Source organism: Burkholderia sp. 22088 (assembly GCF_052045915.1).
Taxonomy (GTDB): domain Bacteria; phylum Pseudomonadota; class Gammaproteobacteria; order Burkholderiales; family Burkholderiaceae; genus Burkholderia; species Burkholderia cepacia.
Window position 1 is genome coordinate 49,478 of record NZ_JBQEPY010000018.1, and the last position, 19,267, is coordinate 68,744.

Consider the following 19,267-nt stretch of genomic DNA (forward strand, 5'->3'; position numbering starts at 1 on the left):
CATCCTGATGAAGAAAATCAAATGCGCACTGATCGGGCCCGGCAACATCGGCACCGACCTGCTGGTCAAGCTGCGCCGCTCGCCGGTGCTCGAACCGGTGTGGATGGTCGGCATCGATCCGGCCTCCGACGGCCTCGCGCGCGCCCGCGAATTCGGCCTGAAGACCACCGACAAGGGCGTCGACGGGCTGCTGCCGCACGTCGCCGCCGACGAGATCCGCATCGCGTTCGACGCGACGTCGGCCTACGTGCACCGCGACAACTCCGACAAGCTCACCGCGCTCGGCGTGAAGATGATCGACCTGACGCCCGCCGCGATCGGGCCGTACTGCGTGCCGCCGGTCAACCTCGACGCGCATCTCGACAGCGCGCAGGCGAACGTGAACATGGTCACCTGCGGCGGCCAGGCGACGATCCCGATGGTGTACGCGGTGTCGCGCGTGCAACCGGTCGCGTATGGCGAGATCGTCGCAACGGTATCGTCGCGCTCGGTCGGCCCCGGCACGCGCAAGAACATCGACGAATTCACGCGCACGACGTCCGGCGCGATCGAACAGGTCGGCGGCGCACGCAAGGGCAAGGCGATCATCGTGATCAACCCGGCCGAGCCGCCGCTCATCATGCGCGACACGATCCACTGCCTGACCGACGGCCCGCCCGACGTCGACGCGATCACCGCGTCCGTGCATGCGATGGTCAAGGAAGTGCAACGCTACGTGCCCGGCTACACGCTGAAGAACGGCCCGGTGTTCGACGGCAATCGCGTGTCGGTGTTCATGGAGGTCGAAGGGCTCGGCGACTACCTGCCGAAGTACGCAGGCAACCTCGACATCATGACCGCCGCCGCGGCCGCCACGGCCGAGCGTTTCGCCGAACAGATGCTGGCCGCGACGGCCGCCACCGCTTGAGTCGAGGAGTCACACGATGTCACTTGCAGGCAAGAAGATCACCGTCCACGACATGTCGTTGCGCGACGGCATGCACCCGAAGCGCCACCAGATCACGCTCGACCAGATGCGCAACATCGCGCGCGGGCTCGACGCGGCCGGCGTGCCGCTGATCGAGGTCACGCATGGCGACGGGCTCGGCGGCGCCTCGGTCAACTACGGTTTCCCCGCGCACACCGACGAGGCGTACCTGGGCGCCGTGATCCCGGAGCTGAAGCAGGCGAAGGTGTCGGCGCTGCTGCTGCCCGGCATCGGCACCGTCGAGCATCTGCGCATGGCGCACGAACTCGGCGTCGGCACGATCCGCGTCGCGACGCACTGCACCGAAGCGGACGTATCGGAACAGCACATCGGCCTCGCGCGCACGCTCGGCCTCGATACGGTCGGATTCCTGATGATGGCGCACATGTCGTCGCCGGCGCAGCTCGTCGTGCAGGCGAAGCTGATGGAATCGTACGGCGCGAACTGCATCTACATCACCGATTCGGCCGGCCACATGCTGCCCGACGACGTGACCGCGCGGATCGGCCAGGTGCGCGACGCGCTGAAGCCCGAGACGGAGCTCGGCTTCCACGGCCATCACAACCTCGCGATGGGCGTCGCGAACTCGGTCGCGGCCGTGGCGGCCGGTGCGAACCGGATCGATGCGGCCGCGGCCGGCCTCGGCGCCGGCGCGGGCAACACGCCGATGGAAGTGTTCGTCGCGGTATGCGACCGGATGGGGATCGAGACGGGCGTCGACGTGTTCGCGATCTCGGACGTCGCCGAGGATCTCGTCGTGCCGATCATGGATTCGCCGATCCGCCTCGACCGCGATGCGCTGACGCTCGGCTATGCGGGCGTCTACTCGTCGTTCCTGCTGTTCGCGAAGCGCGCGGAAGCGAAGTACGGGATTCCCGCGCGCGACATCCTCGTCGAACTGGGCCGGCAGCGGCTCGTCGGCGGGCAGGAGGACATGATCGAGGATGCGGCGCTGACGATGGTGCGGGCGCGGGAGGTGGCGGCGTAAGCGAACGCGGGCGTCGGCGCAGTGCAACGGGTCGTCGGCAGCGCGGCAACCTCGCTTCTGCTGCCGACGGGCCGGCTGCCCGCCGATTTGCACGGCCGGCGCCGCATCTTCATCGCGGGCATGGCTCCCTTCACCGTCGCGTCGCTGCTGTGCGCGCTCGCGCCTTCGGTATCGGTGCCGCTCGCCGCATCACCGATGCTTCCCGCCGTGCCTGCGCTGCCGATGCGCTTCGCGCGCCCGCAGCAGCGACGGCATCAGTTCCTCGATGTATTGCCGCGCCTGCCCTCGCGTCACGATCTCGCTGAAGCGCTGATGGGCCTTGTCATGGCCGACCAGCGCCGCATGCGCTTTCTTCAGGATGTGCAGGTATGCGATCAGGCTCGTGCCGTCGCGCACGGGCAGCGCATCGCGCGGGTCCGGTGTCGTACTCATGTTCCGATCCTTTGCGGACAATCCGTCCGGCACGTAGTCGTCACGAGCCCCAGCAGGTCGTTCGCGAGACGGTCGCGGTCGGTCAGCGGCGCCAGGCCGAACAGCCGCTCGAGCGTCGCGGCGACCGACGCATGGTCGTACGTCGTATGGTCGACCTGCCCGGCCGCGACCCACGGCGAAATCACGATCGCCGGCACCCGCACGCCGTACACGTCGAACCCGAAGCCGCTCGCGTTCAGCGTCGCCGCCGCGCCATCGTTCGGCGGCGGCGCAGCGCCCGGCCCGACCGAATCGTAGAAGCCGCCGTGCTCGTCGTAGCAGATCACGAGCAGGCTGCTGTTCCACACCGGCGAATTGCGGATCGCGTTGTACACGCGCGCGACGAGCTGGTCGCCGCCTGCGAGGCCGTCCATCGGATGCTGCGAGCTGCCGTTCTGGTAAGTGCCGTGCACGATGTCGCCGTAACCGGGCTCGATGAACGTATAGCGCGCCGTATAGCCCGCCGCGAGATCGGCCTCGAAATGCGCGAGGTCGTCGATATCGAAGAAGCTGATGCCCTTCAGCGACGCGACCTGCGGCACGTGGCCGACCGGATTGCCCGTCTGGTCCTGGTAGATGCGCCAGTTGTCGTCGCCGAGCGCGGCGAAGATCGAACCCTTCGGATACGGGAAACCGTCGAACGCGTCCCACCCGGCCATTTCCTCCCTGGTCGGCGAATGGTCGAGCCCGGCCGACGACGCACCGTGCAGGAAAAAGCGATTCGGCCAGGTCGGCCCCGGCATCGATGCGTGCCACGCGTCGCACAGCACGAACGCGTTCGCGAGCGTGTGCAGCGACGGAGCCTGCGTCGCGATGTCGACGCCCTGCATGATCTTGCCCGCGTCGGCCGGCTGCGGCGGCTTGCCTTCGGAACGCGACGTCGCGTAGTTCGACACGAATCCGGTATTGCGGACCGGCGGATAGGGCTGCCCTTTCACGAACGGCACGCCAGCGCCGCAGAGCTGCTCGAGCACGTCGGTGAATTCGTGGCACGGATCGGTCGGCATCCGGTCGGGCGCGCCGCCGCCGAACGGATAGACCGCGCCGCCATACGCGTTGCTGTTGCCCGGCGACGCGGCGACGATGCCGGGGTAGCCCGACAGCGCGAACAGGTGGTCGAAGGAGCGGTTCTCGAGCATCAGCACGAACACGTGCCGGATGCGGTCCTGAACCGACGGGGATGCGGGGGCTGCGTCTGCACTCATGGCGCCTCCTGGCGTCGCGCGACGAAAGTCCGGCTGGCACGGCCGTTGGCCCGCTGAAAGACGCTGAAGGAATTGAAAGCCGCACGCGCGGCGCGGGCCGCGAATTGCCGACGAGTGTACGACCGCGCCGGCCCGCACGTAAAGCCGCACGCGAACCGCGTCGCCGCGCGTGCGGTCAGCCGCCGGCCGGCGCGGCTTTCCGCGTCACGACATCGGTCTGACGATCGCGTTGCGGCTGTCGGACGACAACCGCCGGTCAATGCGCGCCGCATCGACGTGTCGGGCGGGATGGCACGTCGAACGTTGACTTTCGCCGGTTGGCCCGATACGATCGACGCACTTTCAAGACGCCCTCCCGGTCCGCCGGGAGGGCGTTTCGTTTTGGTTCACCCACCAAAAGGAAACGCCTTGAAATGAACCGTATCGACACCCTCTCCTCCGGGCCGAACGCCGACCACGACGGCCTCGGCTACCTGCGGCACGGTACCGGCCCCGAATGCGTGATGGTCCTGCACGACTGGCTCGGCGACCATACGAACTACGCGGCGCTGCTCCCGTATCTCGACGAATCGGCATTCACGTACGTGTTCGTCGACCTGCGCGGCTACGGCGAATCCATCCACCTGCGCGGCACCTGTACCGTCGACGAGATCTCGGCCGACTGCCTCGCGCTCGCGGACCGTCTCGGCTGGCCGCGCTTTCACGTGATCGGCCATTCGATGACGGGCATGGCGACACAACGGCTCGCCGCCGATGCGCCCTCCCGCATCAAGAGCGCGATCGCCGTGTGCCCGGTGTCGGCCGCCGGCAACCGCCTGAACGACGACGCACGCGCGTTCTTCGCGAGCACGGCCGTCAATGACGATGCGTTTCGCCGGCTCATGCGATTCGTGACGGGTGGATTGTCGGCGCGCTGGGCCGACCTGAAGCTGCGGCAGAACCGCGAGCGCGTGGCGCCGGCCTGCCGGCTCGCGTATCTCGACATGCTGACCGGAACGGATTTCGTCGACGATGTCCGCGGGCTCGAGACGCGCTTCCTGGTGATCGTCGGCGACAAGGATCCGGGGCTCGACGAAGCGGCGATGCAGGCGACGTTCCTCGCGTGGCACCCGAACGCGCGGGTCGCGACGATACCGAATAGCGGGCATTACCCGATGCAGGAGTGCCCGCCGTATTTCGCGATGGTCATCGAGGATTTCCTGCGGGACGCGGCTGCCTGAGCGTTGCGCACAAGCAGCGGCCGGCGAAGGCGATGTGGGCCGCTGCGGCATGACGACGCCGCCGGCGGCCGGTAAACGGCAAGCAACGGGCCGTTCATCCGGTTCGTCCGGCCGTGGAGGCCGGACGGGATTCGATCGGCACGCGGTTGCGCGCCGATCGTTGCCGCTTAACGACGCGGCCCGCCGGTGCGCTGCGGACGCGGCGAATTCGCGTCCTTGTGCCGGAAGTTGATGCGGCCCTTGGTGAGGTCATAGACCGACAGTTCCAGCGTCACGCGGTCGCCCGCGAGAATGCGGATGTGGTTCTTGCGCATGCGGCCCGACGCGTACGCGCCCACCACGACGCCGTTTTCCAGCGTGACACGGTATTTGCTGTCCGGCAGCACTTCGTCGACGATTCCGTCGAGTTCCAGCAGTTCTTCTTTTGCCAAACCAATTCCTCCAGACAAGGTAATTGACCGCAGCCGCGGCGATCTGCCCGGCGCCGTGTCCCGCAACGGGACGGCGGCCGGCAGGCTGCCGGGGATCGGTTCGTTCAGACGGGCCATGGGCCTGTCTTGCGATCGGAGCCCGGCGCGTTGCGGCGTTCAGGCGGTCGGTGGCGGCGGCGCATAAAGCGCCGCGCAAGTCGGGACCGCGCCGGCAAGGCATGGCGGCGGTCTGCTCGGGTTGATGCGTTGAAGCGGTGATGCGCTGGCGAAGCGGCGGGCGCTTCGCGAGGGCGTTGCGTCGCACGCCGTACAGGCATGCGATGAGGGAGGCGACACGACCGATGCATCGTGAATGTCGCGATGCATCGGTCGTGCGCATCGGAAACGCGCCGGCTGCCGCCGAAGCGGCGCCGTGCGCGCCAATCCGTCCGGCGGCGGCCACCGTTTGGCGGCCGCTGCCGATGCGGCTTACTGCGGCGTGATGTTCGACGCTTGCAGACCCTTCGGGCCGCGCTTCACTTCGAAGCTGACCTTCTGGCCTTCGGCCAGGGTCTTGAAGCCCGTGCCGCGAATTTCAGAGAAATGGGCGAACAGATCGTCGCCGCCGTTGTCCGGGGAGATGAAACCAAAGCCCTTGGTTTCGTTGAACCACTTGACGGTACCGGTATCCACAAATACTTCCTTAATACGAATAATTGAACATGCGCCCGCAACGGGCACAGAAAGACTCAAAAGAGGGAGAGACCAACGACTGCCGCACGGAGTGCGGCCAATGATGAGCAATCGAACTTCTTGAACACTTCGGCCATGGACACTACGCGGTAGCGGCCGTTTCGTCAAGACATTTTGATGCGGCGCACAAGCACACCCGCCGCGTGTGCCTTGCGCGGCGGGTGTTGCCGGCCGACGGGACGCATTTCGATGCGCCCCCGCTTTCCGGCCGGCGGACGGCCCGCCGGTTCTTACCGCGGCTCGAACACGTGATGCAGCGCCGGCGGCGCATCGCCTTCGCGAATCCGCATCTCGAACGCCTTGCGCGCGACGCTCGTCGGCCGCACGTCCGCCACGTCCAGGTAGAACTGCGAATACCAGTCGCGCATCTGGTACAGCGGCCCGTCGCCCTCGCACAGCAGCGGGTTGTCGATCCGCGTCTTGCTGTGCCAGATGTCGACGTCCTCGTAGAACGCGCGCTGCGCTTCCTTCACGTACGCGTTCGCGATCTCCCTGTTCTGCTCGTCGGACAGCCCGGCCACCTTCTTCACGATCACGCCGTAGCGCAGCTCGAAGCTGTTCATGTCGATCGGCACGTGGCAGTTCAGCAGCACCGAGTGGATCGGCTGCCCGCCGCTCCGCCCCGTCATCTGCGTGATGTGCACGGCCGGCCCGAAATACGTCGACAGCGCGGTCAGGGCGTCGCCGCCGAGCTTCTCGCTGCGGCCGACCATCAGCTGCGTCGCCTTGTGATCCTCGAACAGGTTCGCGAAATAGTCGATCGGCGCGCGGTGCACGGTCGCGAAGTGCGCGACGTCCGAGATGTTGTCGACCAGCTCGCGGCAGTTGGCCTGGATCACCATCTTGTCGACGACCCAGCCCGACCATTCGTCGGAGAAGCACACGTCGAGGCGCGGAATCGCGACTTCGGGCGGCGGTGCGTTGCCTTCCGGGTCGTTCCAGACGAACAGCAGGTTGTTTTCCTCGCAGGTCGGCCATGCGCCGATGCGCGCCTTCGGCGGGATCCGCTTGCAATACGGAATCGATGCGCACTGCCCTTCGCCGCTCCACGCCCAGCCGTGGAACGGGCACACGAGGTTGTCGCCCTGCACCGTGCCGAGGCTCAGGTCGGCGCCCATGTGCGGGCAGTACGCGTCGACGACGTTGACCTTGCCGGTCGAATCGGCGAACGCGGCGAGCTTGCGGCCGAAGGCGTTCAGCGTGTGCGGCTTGCCGTCCTTGTAGTCGCGGGCGAGCCCGAGGCAGTGCCAGCCGCGCGCATAGCGCTGCGCGAGCGGCTGGGCTTCGATCTTGTAAGGGCGTGCGGACATGCGGGTTGACTCCTCTTGTGGACAACGCGCGGCGGCCGGCCGCGCGCGGGGGAAATGGGGGCGCCGGTCAGCGCACCGGGTTGCCGGGTTCGAGCGCGGGCGACGGATTCAGCGTTGCCGGAGCCGCCGGCGACGGCTGCGCGTGCGCCTGCTGCACGCGGCGCTCGGCACGCTCGACGCCGAGCCACGCGGCGAGCGCGGGCAGCAGGAACACGGCGCCGAACAGGTTCACGAGGAACATGAACGCGAGCAGCACGCCCATGTCGACCTGGAACTTCAGCGCGGAAAACGCCCACGTGCCGACGCCGATGAACATCGTGACGGCCGTGAACAGCGCGGCCGTGCCGCGCTGGCGCATCGCGTCGGCGAATGCGTCCGGCAGCGTCGCGCCGTGGCGGAGGTCGTGCTGCAGGCGTTCGTACAGGTAGATCCCGTAGTCGACGCCCACGCCTACGCCGAGCGTGATCACCGGCAGCGTCGCGACCTTCAGCCCGATGCCGAGAAGCGCCATCACCGCGTTGCACAGGATCGACACGAGCGTGAGCGGCACGACGATGCACAGCACCGCGCGCCACGAGCGGAACGTGACCGCGCAGAGCAGCGCGATCGCGCCGAAGATCGACAGCAGCATCGCGATCTCCGCGTCGCCGACCGCCTCGTTGGTCGCCGCCATCACGCCGACGTTGCCGCCCGCGAGCCGGAACGCGACGTTCGGCGTCGGGTTCTCGCCCGCGAAACGCCTGATCTCGTCGACGATGTGCGCGATGGTCGTGCCTTCGTGGTTCTTCGTGTAGATCAGGACCTGGATCGCCTTGCAGTTCGCGGTGTTCATCCCGTTGTCGGGGTCGAACGCGTTGGAGCCTTGCGTGAGCCCGTCGCTCGAGCGCGGCAGCGCGGCCCAGCGCGGGTTGCCCTCGTTGAATGCGGCGATGAACACCTTGCCCTGCGACGACACGCTCGTCACCGACTGCACGCCGGCCACGCCGCGCATGTTCATCTCGAACCGCTCGATCGCGCTCATCACCGGGTAATGCAGGCACGCGTCGTCGAAGCCGGTCGTCTCGACGATCACCGACAGCACGTCCACGCCGATGTTGTACTGGTGCGTGATCGCCGCGTTGTCGATGTTGTAGCGCGAGTTCGCGCGCAGCTCCGGCGCGCCGGTGCCGATGTCGCCGATCTCCAGCTTGCGCGATTCGAGCGTGCCGTACGCGAGCAGCGCCAGCGCCACCGCGAACACGCCGAGCGCGGGCGCCGGCCGCGCGAATACCGCGAAGCGCGACCACCGCCCGCTGCCGCCGGCCGCCGCCGTGCGCTGCGCGCGCGCGAGCGTGCCGCGTTCGAGGCGCGTGTACGACAGCAGGATCGGCAGGAACACCTTGTTGGTGACGATCATCAGCAGCACGCCGAGGCACGCGGTAATGCCGAGCTCGCGCACGATGTCGATCCTGATCCGCATGATGACCATGAAGCCGAGCGCGTTGGTCAGCAGCGCGACGGTGCCCGGCACGAACAGCTTGCGGAACGCGTCGCGCGCGGCGTCGACCGGCGACGCGCCGCGCACCAGCGCCTGCTTCCATGCGTTGGTCATCTGCACCGCGTGCGACACGCCGATCGAGAAGATCAGGAACGGCACGAGGATCGACATCGGGTCGATGCCGAGCCCGAGCAGCGGCAGCGCGCCGAGCAGCCACACGACCGGCAGCAGTGCGACGACGAGCGCCAGCGCGGTGGTCTTCAGCGAGCGCGTGTAGGCAAACAGCAGCGCGGCCGTCACGAGGAACGCGAGCGCGAAGAACGCCATCACACCCGCGATGCCGCTCTCGACGTCGCCCACCAGCTTCGCGAAGCCGATGATGTTCACGTCGATGCCCTGCTTCGCATAACGCGCGCGGATTTCCTCGAGCTGGCGCGCGACCGCGCTGTAGTCGAGCCGCTTGCCGGTGGCCGGGTCGGTCTCGCGCAGTTCCGCGCGGATCAGCGCCGATTTCAGGTCGTTGCCGACGAGGCGGCCGATCTGCCCGGAACGCGCGACGTTGCGGCGCACCTTCGCGAGATCGTCCGGGTTCGCGCTCGAGAACTGGCCGGGCACGACCACGTCGCCGCGAAAGCCGGCCTCGGTCACTTCCGTGTAGTGGACGTTCGGCGTGAACAGCGAGAACACGCGCGAGCGGTTCACGCCGGGGATGAAGAAGACGTCGTCGGTCGCGTGGCGCAGCGCGTCCATGAACGTCTGGTTGTAGATGTCGCCGTCGCCCTTCCAGCGCAGGCTCACGAGGATCGTGTTCGCGCCGGGGAACGCACCCGCATAGCGCTCGAACACCTGCATGTACGGGTGCTGCATCGGGATCATCTTGTTGAAGCCCGGATCGAGCTTCAGGCGCGTGGCCGACAAGCCGAGCGCGAGCGTCACCGCGACGCACAGCAGCATCAGCAGCTTGCGCCGGCGGATGATCGTGTCGGCGCAGCGCTCGACGAACGCGGCGAGACGCGACGCGGAAACGGCTTCAGGAGGACGTGACAGGTCGTTCATGGAATTCTCGGGTCGGGACGGACGATGCGAAACGAACGGAAGGCGGCGCTGCGGGCGGCCGGCGTCAGGACGGCGACGGCGTCGACGCAAGCGCGCCGGCCAGCGGCGCGACGCCGGCCTCGCCGCCGAGCAGCAGCGCGCCGTGGCCCATGTCGAGCACGGCCGCGAGGCTCTGCACGCCGCCGAGCTTGCGCACGTCGAAGGTCAGCCCGCCGTCGCGCGATGCGACGATCGCGCCGCCCTGGCCCACCAGCACGAGTTCGCCGTCGGTGAGCTGGGTCGCGCCGAAGTACGACACCGGCACATGGCTGTCCACATGCGTCCAGGTCGCGCCGCGATCGGTGCTGCGCACCACGTTGCCGCGCATCCCGTATGCGACCCAGTCGCCGTTCGCGAGCATCAGCGCGCCGAACAGCGAACCGGCGTACGGCGACGGCAGCTTGTCCCACGTCGCGCCGTTGTCGGTCGAGCGCAGCAGCGTGCCGCTCTCGCCCGCGACCAGCAGGTTGCCGTGGCCGTCGCCGACGATCGCGTTGAGGTGACGGTCGCCGGCCGGCGTCTTCAGCGGCTGCCACGTGAGGCCCGCGTCGTCCGAGCGCAGCAGCTGGCCGAAGCTGCCGGCCGCGAACAGCGGGCCGCCCGCCGCGCCCCACACGGACAGCAGCGGATCGGAATGCTCATGGTCGATGTGCACTTCACGCCAGTGCATGCCGGCGTCGTCGCTGCGGACGATCCGGCCGTCGTGGCCGACCGCGATCCCGAGCGTCGGCGTGATGAAACGCACCTGCGTGAGCGTCGATGCCTGGTCGGGCGTGACAGACGCCGGCCGCCAGCGGGCGCCCGAATCGTCGCTCAGCAGGATCACGCCGCGTTCGCCGACCGCGACGATGCGCGCGCCGGCCCGGGCGAGCCCGTTGATCTGCAGCCGGTCCGCATGGATCGCGGTGACCGGGAACGCCGGCAGCGGGCGCGGCGAAAACGCGAACAGCGCCGCGCCGAGCACGAGCGCAGACATCGCGAGTCCGGGCAAGGTTCGTTTCATTGCTTGTCTCCTGTTTCTGCGTTCGACGGCCGTTGGCGCGTGCGCGCCGACGACCGTCGCCTGCAAGTCTCCGGGCCGCCGGTCATGGCCGCGGCCTCGAATCGTCGTTCGTGAATGGTTCGCCGCGTGTGCGGCGCGGCCCATCCGCGTGCCGCTACGTCCGCTAAGTCCGCTACGTCCCCTATGCGCCGACCTCGAACAGCGCGGCGGCACCCATCCCGCCGCCGATGCACATCGTCACGACCGCGTGCCGTACGCCGCGCCGCGCGCCTTCGAGCAGTGCGTGCATCGTCATCCGCGTACCCGACATCCCGAACGGATGGCCGAGCGCGATCGCACCGCCGTCGACGTTCAGCCTGGCGTCGGGAATGCCGAGCGTGTCGCGGCAGTACAGCGCCTGGCACGCGAACGCCTCGTTCAGCTCCCACAGCCCGATGTCGCCGACGGTCATGCCGAAGCGCGCCAGCAGCTTCGGAATCGCGAACACCGGGCCGATGCCCATCTCGTCGGGCTCGCAGCCGGCCACCGCGAGGCCGCGGAACGCGCCGAGCGGCGTCAGCCCGCGGCGTAGCGCCTCGCTGCGCGACATCACGACCACGGCCGCCGCGCCGTCCGACAGTTGCGACGCATTGCCGGCCGTCACGAACTCGCCCTGCTCGACGACCTTGCCGCCGCTCCACGACGGCTTCAGCCCCGCGAGCCGTTCGGCCGTCGTGTCGGCGCGCACGCCTTCGTCGCGCGCCGCACGCAGATCCTCGTGGCCGGCCGGGTTGCCTTCCTTGTCGAACAGCGCGCGCCGCACGTCGAGCGGCGCGATTTCCGCATCGAAGCGGCCGGCCGCCTGGGCGTCGGCCGTGCGCTGGTGGCTCTGCAGCGCGAATTCATCCTGCGCCGCACGCGAGATTCCATAGCGGCGCGACACGATCTCGGCCGTTTCCATCATCGCCATGTAGGCGGCCGGCTGGTGGTCGAGCACGGCCTGCGAACGCGCGCGATACGCGTTCTTGTGCTTGTTCTGCGTGAGCGAGATCGACTCGACGCCGCCCGCGACGACGATCCGCGCATCGCCCGCGCCGATGCTGCGCGCGGCGCTCGCGATCGACATCAGGCCCGACGAGCACATGCGGTCGATCGCCATGCCGGGCACCGAAGCCGGCAGCCCGGCCGCCGCCGCCGACAGGCGGCCGATGTTGTAGCCCTGCGTGCCCTGCTGTGCGGCGCAGCCGATCAGCACGTCGTCGACGTCGGCCGGCGCGATGCCCGCGCGTTCGAGCGCGGTGCGCACCACGTGGCCGCCCAGCGCGGGTGCCTCGGTGTCGTTGAACATGCCGCGAAACGCCTTGCCGATCGGCGTGCGTGCGACGGAAACGATGACTGCGTCTTCCATGGGCTGGCTCTCTGAATCTAGAAGTAGTAACGGCTGATCGTGTCGGCCACGCAGCCGGGTTTCGCGTCACCTTCGATCTCGACGGTCACGCGAATCCATGCCTGCACGCCGCCGTCGAGCGGCTCGACGCGCAGCAGCTCGCCGACGCCGCGCACGCGTGCGCCGACCTTCACCGGCGCGGGGAAACGGATCCTGTCGCAGCCGTAGTTGACGCCGAGCCGCACGCCGTCGATACGCACGATCTGCGGCAGGAAATGATTGACGAGCGACAGCGTCAGGTAGCCGTGCGCGATGCACGCGCCGAACGGGCCGTCCTTCGCGCGCACCGGGTCGACGTGCACCCACTGGTGATCGCCGGTCGCGTCGGCGAAGCCGTCGATGCGGATCTGGTCGATCGCGAGCCACGCGCTCGCGCCGAGCGTGTCGCCGACGGCCGCCGCGAGTTCGCCGGGATGCGCGAACACGCGGGGCGTCGCGCGCACGGAGTCGAGGGTCGCGCTCATCATGCGTGCTGGCTGCTGACCGACAGCACTTCGCCCGTCATGTACGACGCGTAATCGCTTGCAAGGAACACCATCACGTTCGCGACCTCCCAGACTTCGGCGGCGCGCCCGAAGGCTTCGCGCGACGCCAGTTGATTCAGCAGGTCGGCCGGCGCCGACTTCTTCAGAAAATCGTGCATCGCGATGCTCGGCGCGACCGCGTTGATGCGCACGCCGTACGGCGACGCCTCGAGCGCCGCGCAGCGCGTGAGCGCCATCACGCCCGCCTTCGCGGCCGCGTAGTGCGCCTGTTCCGCCTGCGCGCGCCAGCCGAGCACCGATGCGTTGTTGACGATCGCGCCGCGGCCGCGGGCCTGCATGTGCGGCAGCATCGCGCGCGTCATCCGGAACGTCCCGGTGAGGCTAATGTCGATCACGCGCGACCATTCGGCATCGTCCATATCGACGATGCGGGTCGACCCGCCGAGCCCCGCGTTGTTGATCAGCACGTCGACGCCGTCGAGCTTGTCCTGGGCGTCGGCAACGAGTGCCTGCACGTCGGCCTCGACCGCGACGTTGCACAGGCGGCCGTAGACCTGTTGCAGCCCCGTTTCGACACGCAGCGTTTCAACGGCCTGTTCGAGGCGCTTTTCGTGGATGTCGGAGATGAACAGCGCGCGGCAGCCTTCCTCCGCGCAGCGGCGCGCGGCCGCGAAGCCGATGCCGGCGCCGGCGGCGGCCGTGATCAGCACTGATTTGCCGGCGAGCAGCCGGTGGCCCGGCACGTAGGCCGGCGCTTTCTGGATCTGGGGTTCGGTCATGCGGTGCCTCGTGGTTCCCTGGGCATGCCGAGCCCGCGCTCGGCCATGATGTTGAGCTGGATTTCGTTGGTACCCGCGTAGATCGTGTCCGCACGGGAGAACAGGAATACGCGCTGCAGATGGGTGAGCTTTTCGTCGGCTGGATCGATCACGTTCGCGCGAGGCCCGAGCGCGTCCATCGCGAGCTGGCCGAGGTCGCGGTGCCAGTTCGACCAGAAATACTTGTAGATCAATGCCTCGCGGCGCAGCGGCGCGGCTGCACCGCCATCGGCGTCGTCGGCGCCGGACAGCATGCGCAGCGCGTTGTAGCGCATCACGCGCAGCCCGGCCCATGCGCGGCCGATCCGCTGCCGCAGCACCGGGTCGCGGTCCGCGCCCGATTCGCGCGCGGCGTCGATCACCCATTCGAGTTCGCGGACGAACTGCATCTGCTGGCCGAGCGTCGACATCCCGCGTTCGAAACCGAGCAGCGTCATCGCGATCCGCCAGCCGTCGCCAGGCGCGCCGACGAGGTCGCGTGCTTCCGCGCGCGCGCCGTCGAAGAACACTTCGTTGAATTCCGCGCCGCCGTTGAGCTGCCTGATCGGCCGGATCTCGATGCCCGGCTGGTCGAGCGGCATCAGCAGGAACGACAGCCCCTTGTTGCCCTTCGACGCGGGATCGGTGCGCGCAAGCACGAAGATCCAGTCGGAATCGTGTGCAAGCGACGTCCAGACCTTCTGGCCGTGGACGCGCCACGTACCGTCCGCATCCTGTTCGGCACGCGTGCGGACATTCGCCAGATCCGAACCCGCGCCCGGCTCCGAATAGCCCTGGCACCAGAACTGCGTGCCGGCGAGAATGCCGGGCAGGAAACGCGCGCGCTGATCGTCGGTGCCGTATGCGACGAGCGTCGGCCCGAGCAGCCCTTCGCCGATGTGGCCCATCCTTCCCGGGCCTCCGGCGCGCGCGTATTCCTCGTGGAAGATCACCTGTTCGGCCACGGAGAAGCCGCGCCCGCCGGCGGCGCTCGGCCAGCCGAGGCCGGTCCAGCCGCCCTGCGCCAGTTCCCGCTCCCATGCCTTGCGCAGGTCGGGAAACGCTTCCTCGTCGCCGGGGCCGCCGCGGTATTTCAGGCACGCGAATTCGCCGGTCAGGTGCGATTGCACCCAGTCGGCCACTTCGTGCCGCAATTGCTGTTCGCGCGTTTCGCTGTTCATTGAAGGGCTCCTGCGCGTGCGGCGGACGTGCGGGCGGGCGCGTCGTCGCGGTGCGCGTCGCCGCCTTCGATCGCATGGGACGCGATCCATTCGAGCAGTTGCGGCGTGCTGCCGAACTGCGCGCCCGACGCCTGCGCGCGCTTGAAGTAGAGATGCGGGTCGTATTCCCACGTAAAGCCGACGCCGCCGTGCAACTGGATCGCTTCCTGTGCGCAAAACGCGTACGCGTCGTTCGCGGCGGATTTCGCCGCGGCGATGTCGGCACGCAATGCGTTGCGCGGCACCACGCTGCCGGCCTCCGCGTCCCACGCATGCGCGGCGCCGAGCACGGCCGAGCGCGCCGATTCGATCAGCACCATCATCTGCGCGCAACGGTGCTTGACGGCCTGGAACGACGCGATCGCGCGGCCGAACTGCACGCGCTGGCTCGTGTAGTCGAGCGTCAGGTCGAGGCATTGCTGTGCGCCGCCGAGTTGTTCGGCGGCCAGCGCGAGCGCCGCGAACCATGCGGCGCGTTCGAGCACCTGCGCCGCGTCACGGCCCGCAATCCGCGCGTCGCGGCTCACGCGCACGTCGTCGAGCGCAATCCGTGCGAGCGGCCTCGTCGCGTCGAGCGTGTCGAGCGGCGTCACCGCAACGCCGGCTGCGCCGGCAGTCATGTCGATCGCGAACAGGCCGACCGACTGCCCTTCGTTCGCGATCCGCGCCGGAACCAGCAGCAGGTCGGCGCGCGCACCGTCGAGCACTTGCGCCGCGGCGCCGGACAATGCAAAGCCGGCCGCGGTTTCTTCCGCGATGAACGGAAACGGTCGCGCACTGGCCGGTTCGTCGAACGACTCGCCGAAAGATGCGCCGAACGCATTGGCACCCGACCGGCCATATGGCCGGCCGACCCGCGCGCCACCAGGCTCGCCGAACGGCCAGTCGAACGGCAGCGCCAGCGTCGCGCTGCATGCGCCTTCGGCGATCTTCGCGAGCCAGTCCATCGCCAGCGGATTGTCAGTGCAGCCCGCGAGCGCGGTCGCCGCCAGGCACGCGGTCGAAAAATACGGCACGCACGCGATGCGCCGGCCAAGCTGTTCCATCAGCACCGCCTGCTCGACCGCGCCGAGCCCGAGCCCGCCCGCCGCCTCCGGCAGCGCAAGCGCGTTCCAGCCGAGTTCGCCCGCCAGCGCGGCCCACAGCGCATCGTCGCGGCCGGCCGATTGCTCGAGTGCGCGGCGCACGTCGGCGGACGCGCTGCGTTCGGCGAGCACGTCGGCCGCCGCGTCGCGGATCATCGCCTGTTCGTCGGTGAGCGCCAGATCCATGCTCAGCTCCCGTACACGCGCTGCGCGGGCCGCGCCTCGGCGAGCAGCCGCGCGACCGCCGGGCCGACCTCGGCCGCCGCCCAGCGCGCGCCGCGGTCGACGCTCGGGCCCGTGCGCCAGCCTTCCGCGACCGCGATCATCCCGCCCGCGACCTCGAACACGCGGCCCGTCACGTCGGCCGACAGCGCGCTGCCGAGCCACACGACGAGCGGCGCGACGTTGGCCGGGTCGAAATAGTCGAAGCCGCCGTCCTCGGGCTTCTTCATCATGTCGGCGAACACGCCTTCGGTCATCGACGTGCGCGCGGCCGGCGCGAGTGCGTTCACGCGCACGCCGTAGCGCTGCAGCTCGGCCGCCTGCATCAGCGTGAGCGCGGCGATGCCGGCCTTCGCCGCGCCGTAGTTCGACTGGCCGATCGAGCCTTGCAGGCCGGCGCCGGAACTCGTGTTGACGATCCGCGCGTCGACCGCGTGGCCGGCCTTCGCGGCATCGCGCCACACGCGCGCCAGCACGCTCGACAGGCAGAAGTGGCCGCGCAGGTGCACGCGCATCACGTCGTCCCAGTCGGTTTCGGTCATGCTCGTGAACATCTTGTCGCGGCAGATGCCCGCGTTGTTGACGAGCACGTGCACATCGCCGAACGCTTCGCGGGCCGCGTCGACGATCCGCTGCGCCGTTTCGACGCGCGTGATGTCGTCCGCATTCGCAAGCGCGCTGCCGCCGCGTCGTGCGATCTCGTCGCACACGACCTGCGCGGCCTCGTGCCGGATGTCGTTGACGACGACCGCCGCGCCTTCGACCGCGAACGCGAGCGCATATTCGCGCCCGAGCCCGCCGCCCGCGCCGGTGATGATGACGGTGCGTCCGTTACAGATTCCCATGCTGGTGCCTCTTGGATCGTGAGATCGTGAAAGTGACGCGCTCACAGGCGCTCGATGATCGTGACGTTCGCGAGGCCGCCGCCTTCGCACATCGTCTGCAATCCGTACCGGCCGCCGGTGCGTTCCAGTTCGTGCAGCAGCGTCGTCATCAGCCGCGCACCGGTCGCGCCGAGCGGATGGCCGAGCGCGATGCCGCCGCCGTTCGGGTTGGTCCTTTCATGCGGGAAACGCGTATCGGCCAGCCACGCCTGCGCGACCGACGCGAACGCCTCGTTCATTTCGACGACGTCGATCTGCGACCAGTCGAGCCCGCTCTTCTTCAACGCGGCCCGGGTCGCCGGGATCGGCGCGGTGAGCATCCACAGCGGATCGTCGCCCAGCACGCTCAGGTGATGGATGCGCGCGCGCGGCGTGAGGCCGTAGCGCTTCAACGCGTCCTCCGACACGATCAGCAGCGCCGCGGCCGCGTCGCAGGTCTGGCTCGCGACGGCGGCCGTCAGCGAGCCGCCCGGCGTCAGCGGTTCGAGCGTCGCCATCTTTTCCAGCGACGTGTCGGGGCGCGGCGTCTCGTCGTGCAGCACGCCTTCGAGCGGCACGATTTCCCGCTTGAAATGCCCGGCCTCGATCGCGGCGACCGCACGGCGGTGGCTTTCGAGCGCATAGCGCTCCATTGCGTCGCGCGACAGGTTCCAGTGATCGGCGATCCGCTGCGCGGCGACGAACTGCGACACCGGCGCGTCGCCGAAGCGCGCGCGCCAGCCGGTGCTGCCCGAGAACGGGTCGCCGAAGCCGAGCGGCGCCGCGCAGGTCATCGCGGACGAAATCGGGATCTGCGTCATCGTCTGCACGCCGCCCGCGACCACCACGTCCTGCACGCCGCTCATCACGGCCTGTGCGGCGAAATGCACGGCCTGCTGCGACGAGCCACACTGGCGGTCGACCGTCACGCCCGGCACCTGCAGCGGCAACCCGGCCGCGAGCCAGCAGGTGCGCGCGATGTTGCCCGCGAGCGGGCCGATCGTGTCGACGCAGCCGAACACCACGTCGTCGTATTCGTCGGCGGGAATCGCATTGCGTTCGACGAGCGTCTTCAGCACGAAGCCGCCGAGGTCGGCCGCATGCACGTGCGCGAGCCCGCCCTTGCGGCGGCCGGTCGGCGTGCGCAGCGCGTCGACGATATAGGCTTGTTTCATTGACGGGTTTCCTCGAGGTCGAAGGTCTGCGCGGGGCCGATCGGCAACGCGTCGCCGAGGATCGCGTCGGCCACGCGGGCCTTGTGGAACGCGCTGTCGCCCCAGTTGCCGGAGAGCGCCCAGATTCGCTTCATGAAGATCTGCAGGTCGAGCTCCCACGTGTAGCCGATCGCCCCGTGCACCTGCATCGAGTGACGCGCGGCGAGCTGCGCGGCCGACGTCGCCGCGAGCTTCGCGTGGGACACGAACACCGCGCGCTGCGGGTGATCGTCGGCGATCGCCTGCGCGGCGCGCGCGACCACCGGCCGCGCGAACTCGTAGCGGATCGCGACATCGGCAAGCAGATGCTTGAGCGCCTGGTACGATCCGATCGCCTTGCCGAACTGCTTGCGCTGCGCGCTGTAGTCGATCGCGACGTCGAGCACGCGCTGCGTGAGGCCGAGCAGTTGCGCGGCGACCGCGAACGCGCCGTGGTCGAGCGCACGGTCCAGCAGCGGCGCGGCTTCGTCGGCGCCTGCGATGCGCGTAGCCGCCGACGGTTCCCAGTCGAGCGTGAACAGCCGCCGCGACGGGTCGACGCTGTCCACCGCGCGCCACGCACACTGCGCGGGATCGACGCGGTGCAGCTCGCCACGGTGCTCGCACAGGAGCGTTTGCGCGACGTGCACGTCGGCCGCATACGGGTTCACCGGATGCACGAGCGCGACGCGCGCGCGCCCTTCGGCGATGTCGCGCAGCAGCGCGTCGCGCCAGTCGCTCGCAGGCAGCCGCGCGAGCACGCCGGCCGAGACGAGCGCCGTGTCGAGCAGCGGCTCGGGGCTGCCGAAGTAACCGTAGGTCTGCGCGAGCAGCGCCCATTCCGCTTCGCTCAGGCCGAGGCCGCCGTGCGCCTCGGGCACCGACACCGCGGTCAGCCCCTGCGACGCGAACAGCGCCCACAGGTCGTCCGAACGCCCGGTCGGCGTGGCCCAGAGCTCGCGGATCAGCTCGGGCGTCATCTCGGTCATCAGAAGGCGCTTCACGCTGTCCGCGAGCGCTTCCTGGTCTTCATCGAATACGAAATCCATACGATGTCCGTTCAGTGAGGGTGGCGCC

General features: G+C 69.1%; 18 protein-coding genes. 3 read left to right on the forward strand and 15 right to left on the reverse strand.

Annotated features, from left to right (window positions below):
* Positions 1-7 precede the first annotated feature (7 nt).
* Together ACTJLD_RS30065 and dmpG are read left to right on the forward strand one after the other, a co-directional pair.
* Positions 8-907 carry an acetaldehyde dehydrogenase (acetylating) gene (locus ACTJLD_RS30065; protein WP_027791711.1) on the forward strand — a complete coding sequence of 300 codons (900 nt, stop codon included), beginning with the start codon at positions 8-10 and terminating at the stop codon, positions 905-907.
* Positions 908-923: 16 nt separating this feature from the next.
* Entirely contained in the window at positions 924-1,955 is a 1,032-nt protein-coding gene (gene dmpG, locus ACTJLD_RS30070; RefSeq protein WP_060061670.1) for a 4-hydroxy-2-oxovalerate aldolase, read from the forward strand.
* A gap of 189 nt (positions 1,956-2,144) precedes the next feature.
* Here the strand turns inward: dmpG and ACTJLD_RS30075 are convergent, their stop codons facing one another.
* Complete coding sequence (locus tag ACTJLD_RS30075; protein WP_146254399.1) at positions 2,145-2,387, reverse strand: hypothetical protein; 243 nt, start codon at positions 2,385-2,387, stop codon at positions 2,145-2,147.
* Complete coding sequence (locus ACTJLD_RS30080) at positions 2,384-3,631, reverse strand: alkaline phosphatase family protein (RefSeq protein WP_440660366.1); 1,248 nt, start codon at positions 3,629-3,631, stop codon at positions 2,384-2,386. The genes ACTJLD_RS30075 and ACTJLD_RS30080 overlap by 4 nt, the downstream gene beginning before the upstream one ends.
* A 413-nt stretch (positions 3,632-4,044) precedes the next feature.
* Here ACTJLD_RS30080 and ACTJLD_RS30085 point away from each other — a divergent pair, with 413 nt between their 5' ends.
* On the forward strand, positions 4,045-4,851 hold the full coding sequence (locus ACTJLD_RS30085) for an alpha/beta fold hydrolase (protein ID WP_440660367.1): 807 nt from the start codon (positions 4,045-4,047) through the stop codon (positions 4,849-4,851).
* 167 nt (positions 4,852-5,018) lie between these two features.
* On the opposite strand, the gene infA is transcribed toward ACTJLD_RS30085, so the two are convergent.
* The 13 genes from infA to ACTJLD_RS30150 all read right to left on the reverse strand — a co-directional run bounded on the left by infA (position 5,019) and on the right by ACTJLD_RS30150 (position 19,239).
* Positions 5,019-5,282, reverse strand: a complete 264-nt coding sequence (gene infA, locus ACTJLD_RS30090) for a translation initiation factor IF-1 (RefSeq protein WP_027791717.1) — start codon at positions 5,280-5,282, stop codon at positions 5,019-5,021.
* A gap of 468 nt (positions 5,283-5,750) precedes the next feature.
* On the reverse strand, positions 5,751-5,954 hold the full coding sequence (locus ACTJLD_RS30095; protein ID WP_006483056.1) for a cold-shock protein: 204 nt from the start codon (positions 5,952-5,954) through the stop codon (positions 5,751-5,753).
* 290 nt (positions 5,955-6,244) lie between these two features.
* Positions 6,245-7,324: a Rieske 2Fe-2S domain-containing protein gene (locus tag ACTJLD_RS30100; protein ID WP_440660368.1), complete on the reverse strand. Its 1,080-nt coding sequence runs from the start codon at positions 7,322-7,324 to the stop codon at positions 6,245-6,247.
* 67 nt (positions 7,325-7,391) lie between these two features.
* On the reverse strand, positions 7,392-9,857 hold the full coding sequence (locus ACTJLD_RS30105; protein ID WP_440660369.1) for an efflux RND transporter permease subunit: 2,466 nt from the start codon (positions 9,855-9,857) through the stop codon (positions 7,392-7,394).
* Between the two features lie 64 nt (positions 9,858-9,921).
* A complete protein-coding gene (locus ACTJLD_RS30110) occupies positions 9,922-10,899 on the reverse strand; it encodes a WD40/YVTN/BNR-like repeat-containing protein (protein WP_060085371.1) in 978 nt (325 codons plus the stop codon).
* Positions 10,900-11,080: 181 nt separating this feature from the next.
* Entirely contained in the window at positions 11,081-12,286 is a 1,206-nt protein-coding gene (locus ACTJLD_RS30115) for an acetyl-CoA C-acyltransferase (RefSeq protein ID WP_440660370.1), read from the reverse strand.
* Between the two features lie 17 nt (positions 12,287-12,303).
* Positions 12,304-12,789 (reverse strand): MaoC family dehydratase, encoded by a 486-nt coding sequence (locus tag ACTJLD_RS30120; protein WP_440660520.1) that lies wholly within the window; start codon positions 12,787-12,789, stop codon positions 12,304-12,306.
* Positions 12,789-13,589 carry an SDR family oxidoreductase gene (locus ACTJLD_RS30125; protein WP_272546817.1) on the reverse strand — a complete coding sequence of 267 codons (801 nt, stop codon included), beginning with the start codon at positions 13,587-13,589 and terminating at the stop codon, positions 12,789-12,791. Before ACTJLD_RS30125 ends, ACTJLD_RS30120 begins: the two co-directional genes overlap by 1 nt.
* Positions 13,586-14,788, reverse strand: coding sequence for an acyl-CoA dehydrogenase family protein (locus ACTJLD_RS30130; protein ID WP_440660372.1), 1,203 nt, complete (start codon positions 14,786-14,788; stop codon positions 13,586-13,588). The genes ACTJLD_RS30125 and ACTJLD_RS30130 overlap by 4 nt, the downstream gene beginning before the upstream one ends.
* The gene (locus ACTJLD_RS30135; RefSeq protein WP_334066864.1) at positions 14,785-16,098 is read right to left on the reverse strand and encodes an acyl-CoA dehydrogenase family protein; all 1,314 of its coding nucleotides are present in this window, start codon (positions 16,096-16,098) and stop codon (positions 14,785-14,787) included. Before ACTJLD_RS30135 ends, ACTJLD_RS30130 begins: the two co-directional genes overlap by 4 nt.
* Before the next feature lie 2 nt (positions 16,099-16,100).
* Entirely contained in the window at positions 16,101-16,979 is an 879-nt protein-coding gene (locus tag ACTJLD_RS30140; protein WP_440660374.1) for an SDR family oxidoreductase, read from the reverse strand.
* 41 nt (positions 16,980-17,020) lie between these two features.
* Positions 17,021-18,172 (reverse strand): acetyl-CoA C-acetyltransferase, encoded by a 1,152-nt coding sequence (locus ACTJLD_RS30145; RefSeq protein ID WP_440660375.1) that lies wholly within the window; start codon positions 18,170-18,172, stop codon positions 17,021-17,023.
* Positions 18,169-19,239 carry an acyl-CoA dehydrogenase family protein gene (locus ACTJLD_RS30150; RefSeq protein WP_440660376.1) on the reverse strand — a complete coding sequence of 357 codons (1,071 nt, stop codon included), beginning with the start codon at positions 19,237-19,239 and terminating at the stop codon, positions 18,169-18,171. The genes ACTJLD_RS30145 and ACTJLD_RS30150 overlap by 4 nt, the downstream gene beginning before the upstream one ends.
* Between the last annotated feature and the right edge of the window lie 28 nt (positions 19,240-19,267).

What these genes read in the sequence shown, in the direction of transcription:
- ACTJLD_RS30065 (WP_027791711.1), top strand. Translation starts at nt 8, where the DNA reads ATGAAGAAAATCAAATGCGCACTGATCGGGCCCGGCAACATCGGCACC.
- dmpG (WP_060061670.1), top strand. Translation starts at nt 924, where the DNA reads ATGTCACTTGCAGGCAAGAAGATCACCGTCCACGACATGTCGTTGCGC.
- ACTJLD_RS30075 (WP_146254399.1), bottom strand. Translation starts at nt 2,387, where the DNA reads ATGAGTACGACACCGGACCCGCGCGATGCGCTGCCCGTGCGCGACGGC.
- ACTJLD_RS30080 (WP_440660366.1), bottom strand. Translation starts at nt 3,631, where the DNA reads ATGAGTGCAGACGCAGCCCCCGCATCCCCGTCGGTTCAGGACCGCATC.
- ACTJLD_RS30085 (WP_440660367.1), top strand. Translation starts at nt 4,045, where the DNA reads ATGAACCGTATCGACACCCTCTCCTCCGGGCCGAACGCCGACCACGAC.
- ACTJLD_RS30100 (WP_440660368.1), bottom strand. Translation starts at nt 7,324, where the DNA reads ATGTCCGCACGCCCTTACAAGATCGAAGCCCAGCCGCTCGCGCAGCGC.
- ACTJLD_RS30105 (WP_440660369.1), bottom strand. Translation starts at nt 9,857, where the DNA reads ATGAACGACCTGTCACGTCCTCCTGAAGCCGTTTCCGCGTCGCGTCTC.
- ACTJLD_RS30110 (WP_060085371.1), bottom strand. Translation starts at nt 10,899, where the DNA reads ATGAAACGAACCTTGCCCGGACTCGCGATGTCTGCGCTCGTGCTCGGC.
- ACTJLD_RS30115 (WP_440660370.1), bottom strand. Translation starts at nt 12,286, where the DNA reads ATGGAAGACGCAGTCATCGTTTCCGTCGCACGCACGCCGATCGGCAAG.
- ACTJLD_RS30120 (WP_440660520.1), bottom strand. Translation starts at nt 12,789, where the DNA reads ATGAGCGCGACCCTCGACTCCGTGCGCGCGACGCCCCGCGTGTTCGCG.
- ACTJLD_RS30125 (WP_272546817.1), bottom strand. Translation starts at nt 13,589, where the DNA reads ATGACCGAACCCCAGATCCAGAAAGCGCCGGCCTACGTGCCGGGCCAC.
- ACTJLD_RS30130 (WP_440660372.1), bottom strand. Translation starts at nt 14,788, where the DNA reads ATGAACAGCGAAACGCGCGAACAGCAATTGCGGCACGAAGTGGCCGAC.
- ACTJLD_RS30135 (WP_334066864.1), bottom strand. Translation starts at nt 16,098, where the DNA reads ATGGATCTGGCGCTCACCGACGAACAGGCGATGATCCGCGACGCGGCG.
- ACTJLD_RS30140 (WP_440660374.1), bottom strand. Translation starts at nt 16,979, where the DNA reads ATGGGAATCTGTAACGGACGCACCGTCATCATCACCGGCGCGGGCGGC.
- ACTJLD_RS30145 (WP_440660375.1), bottom strand. Translation starts at nt 18,172, where the DNA reads ATGAAACAAGCCTATATCGTCGACGCGCTGCGCACGCCGACCGGCCGC.
- ACTJLD_RS30150 (WP_440660376.1), bottom strand. Translation starts at nt 19,239, where the DNA reads ATGGATTTCGTATTCGATGAAGACCAGGAAGCGCTCGCGGACAGCGTG.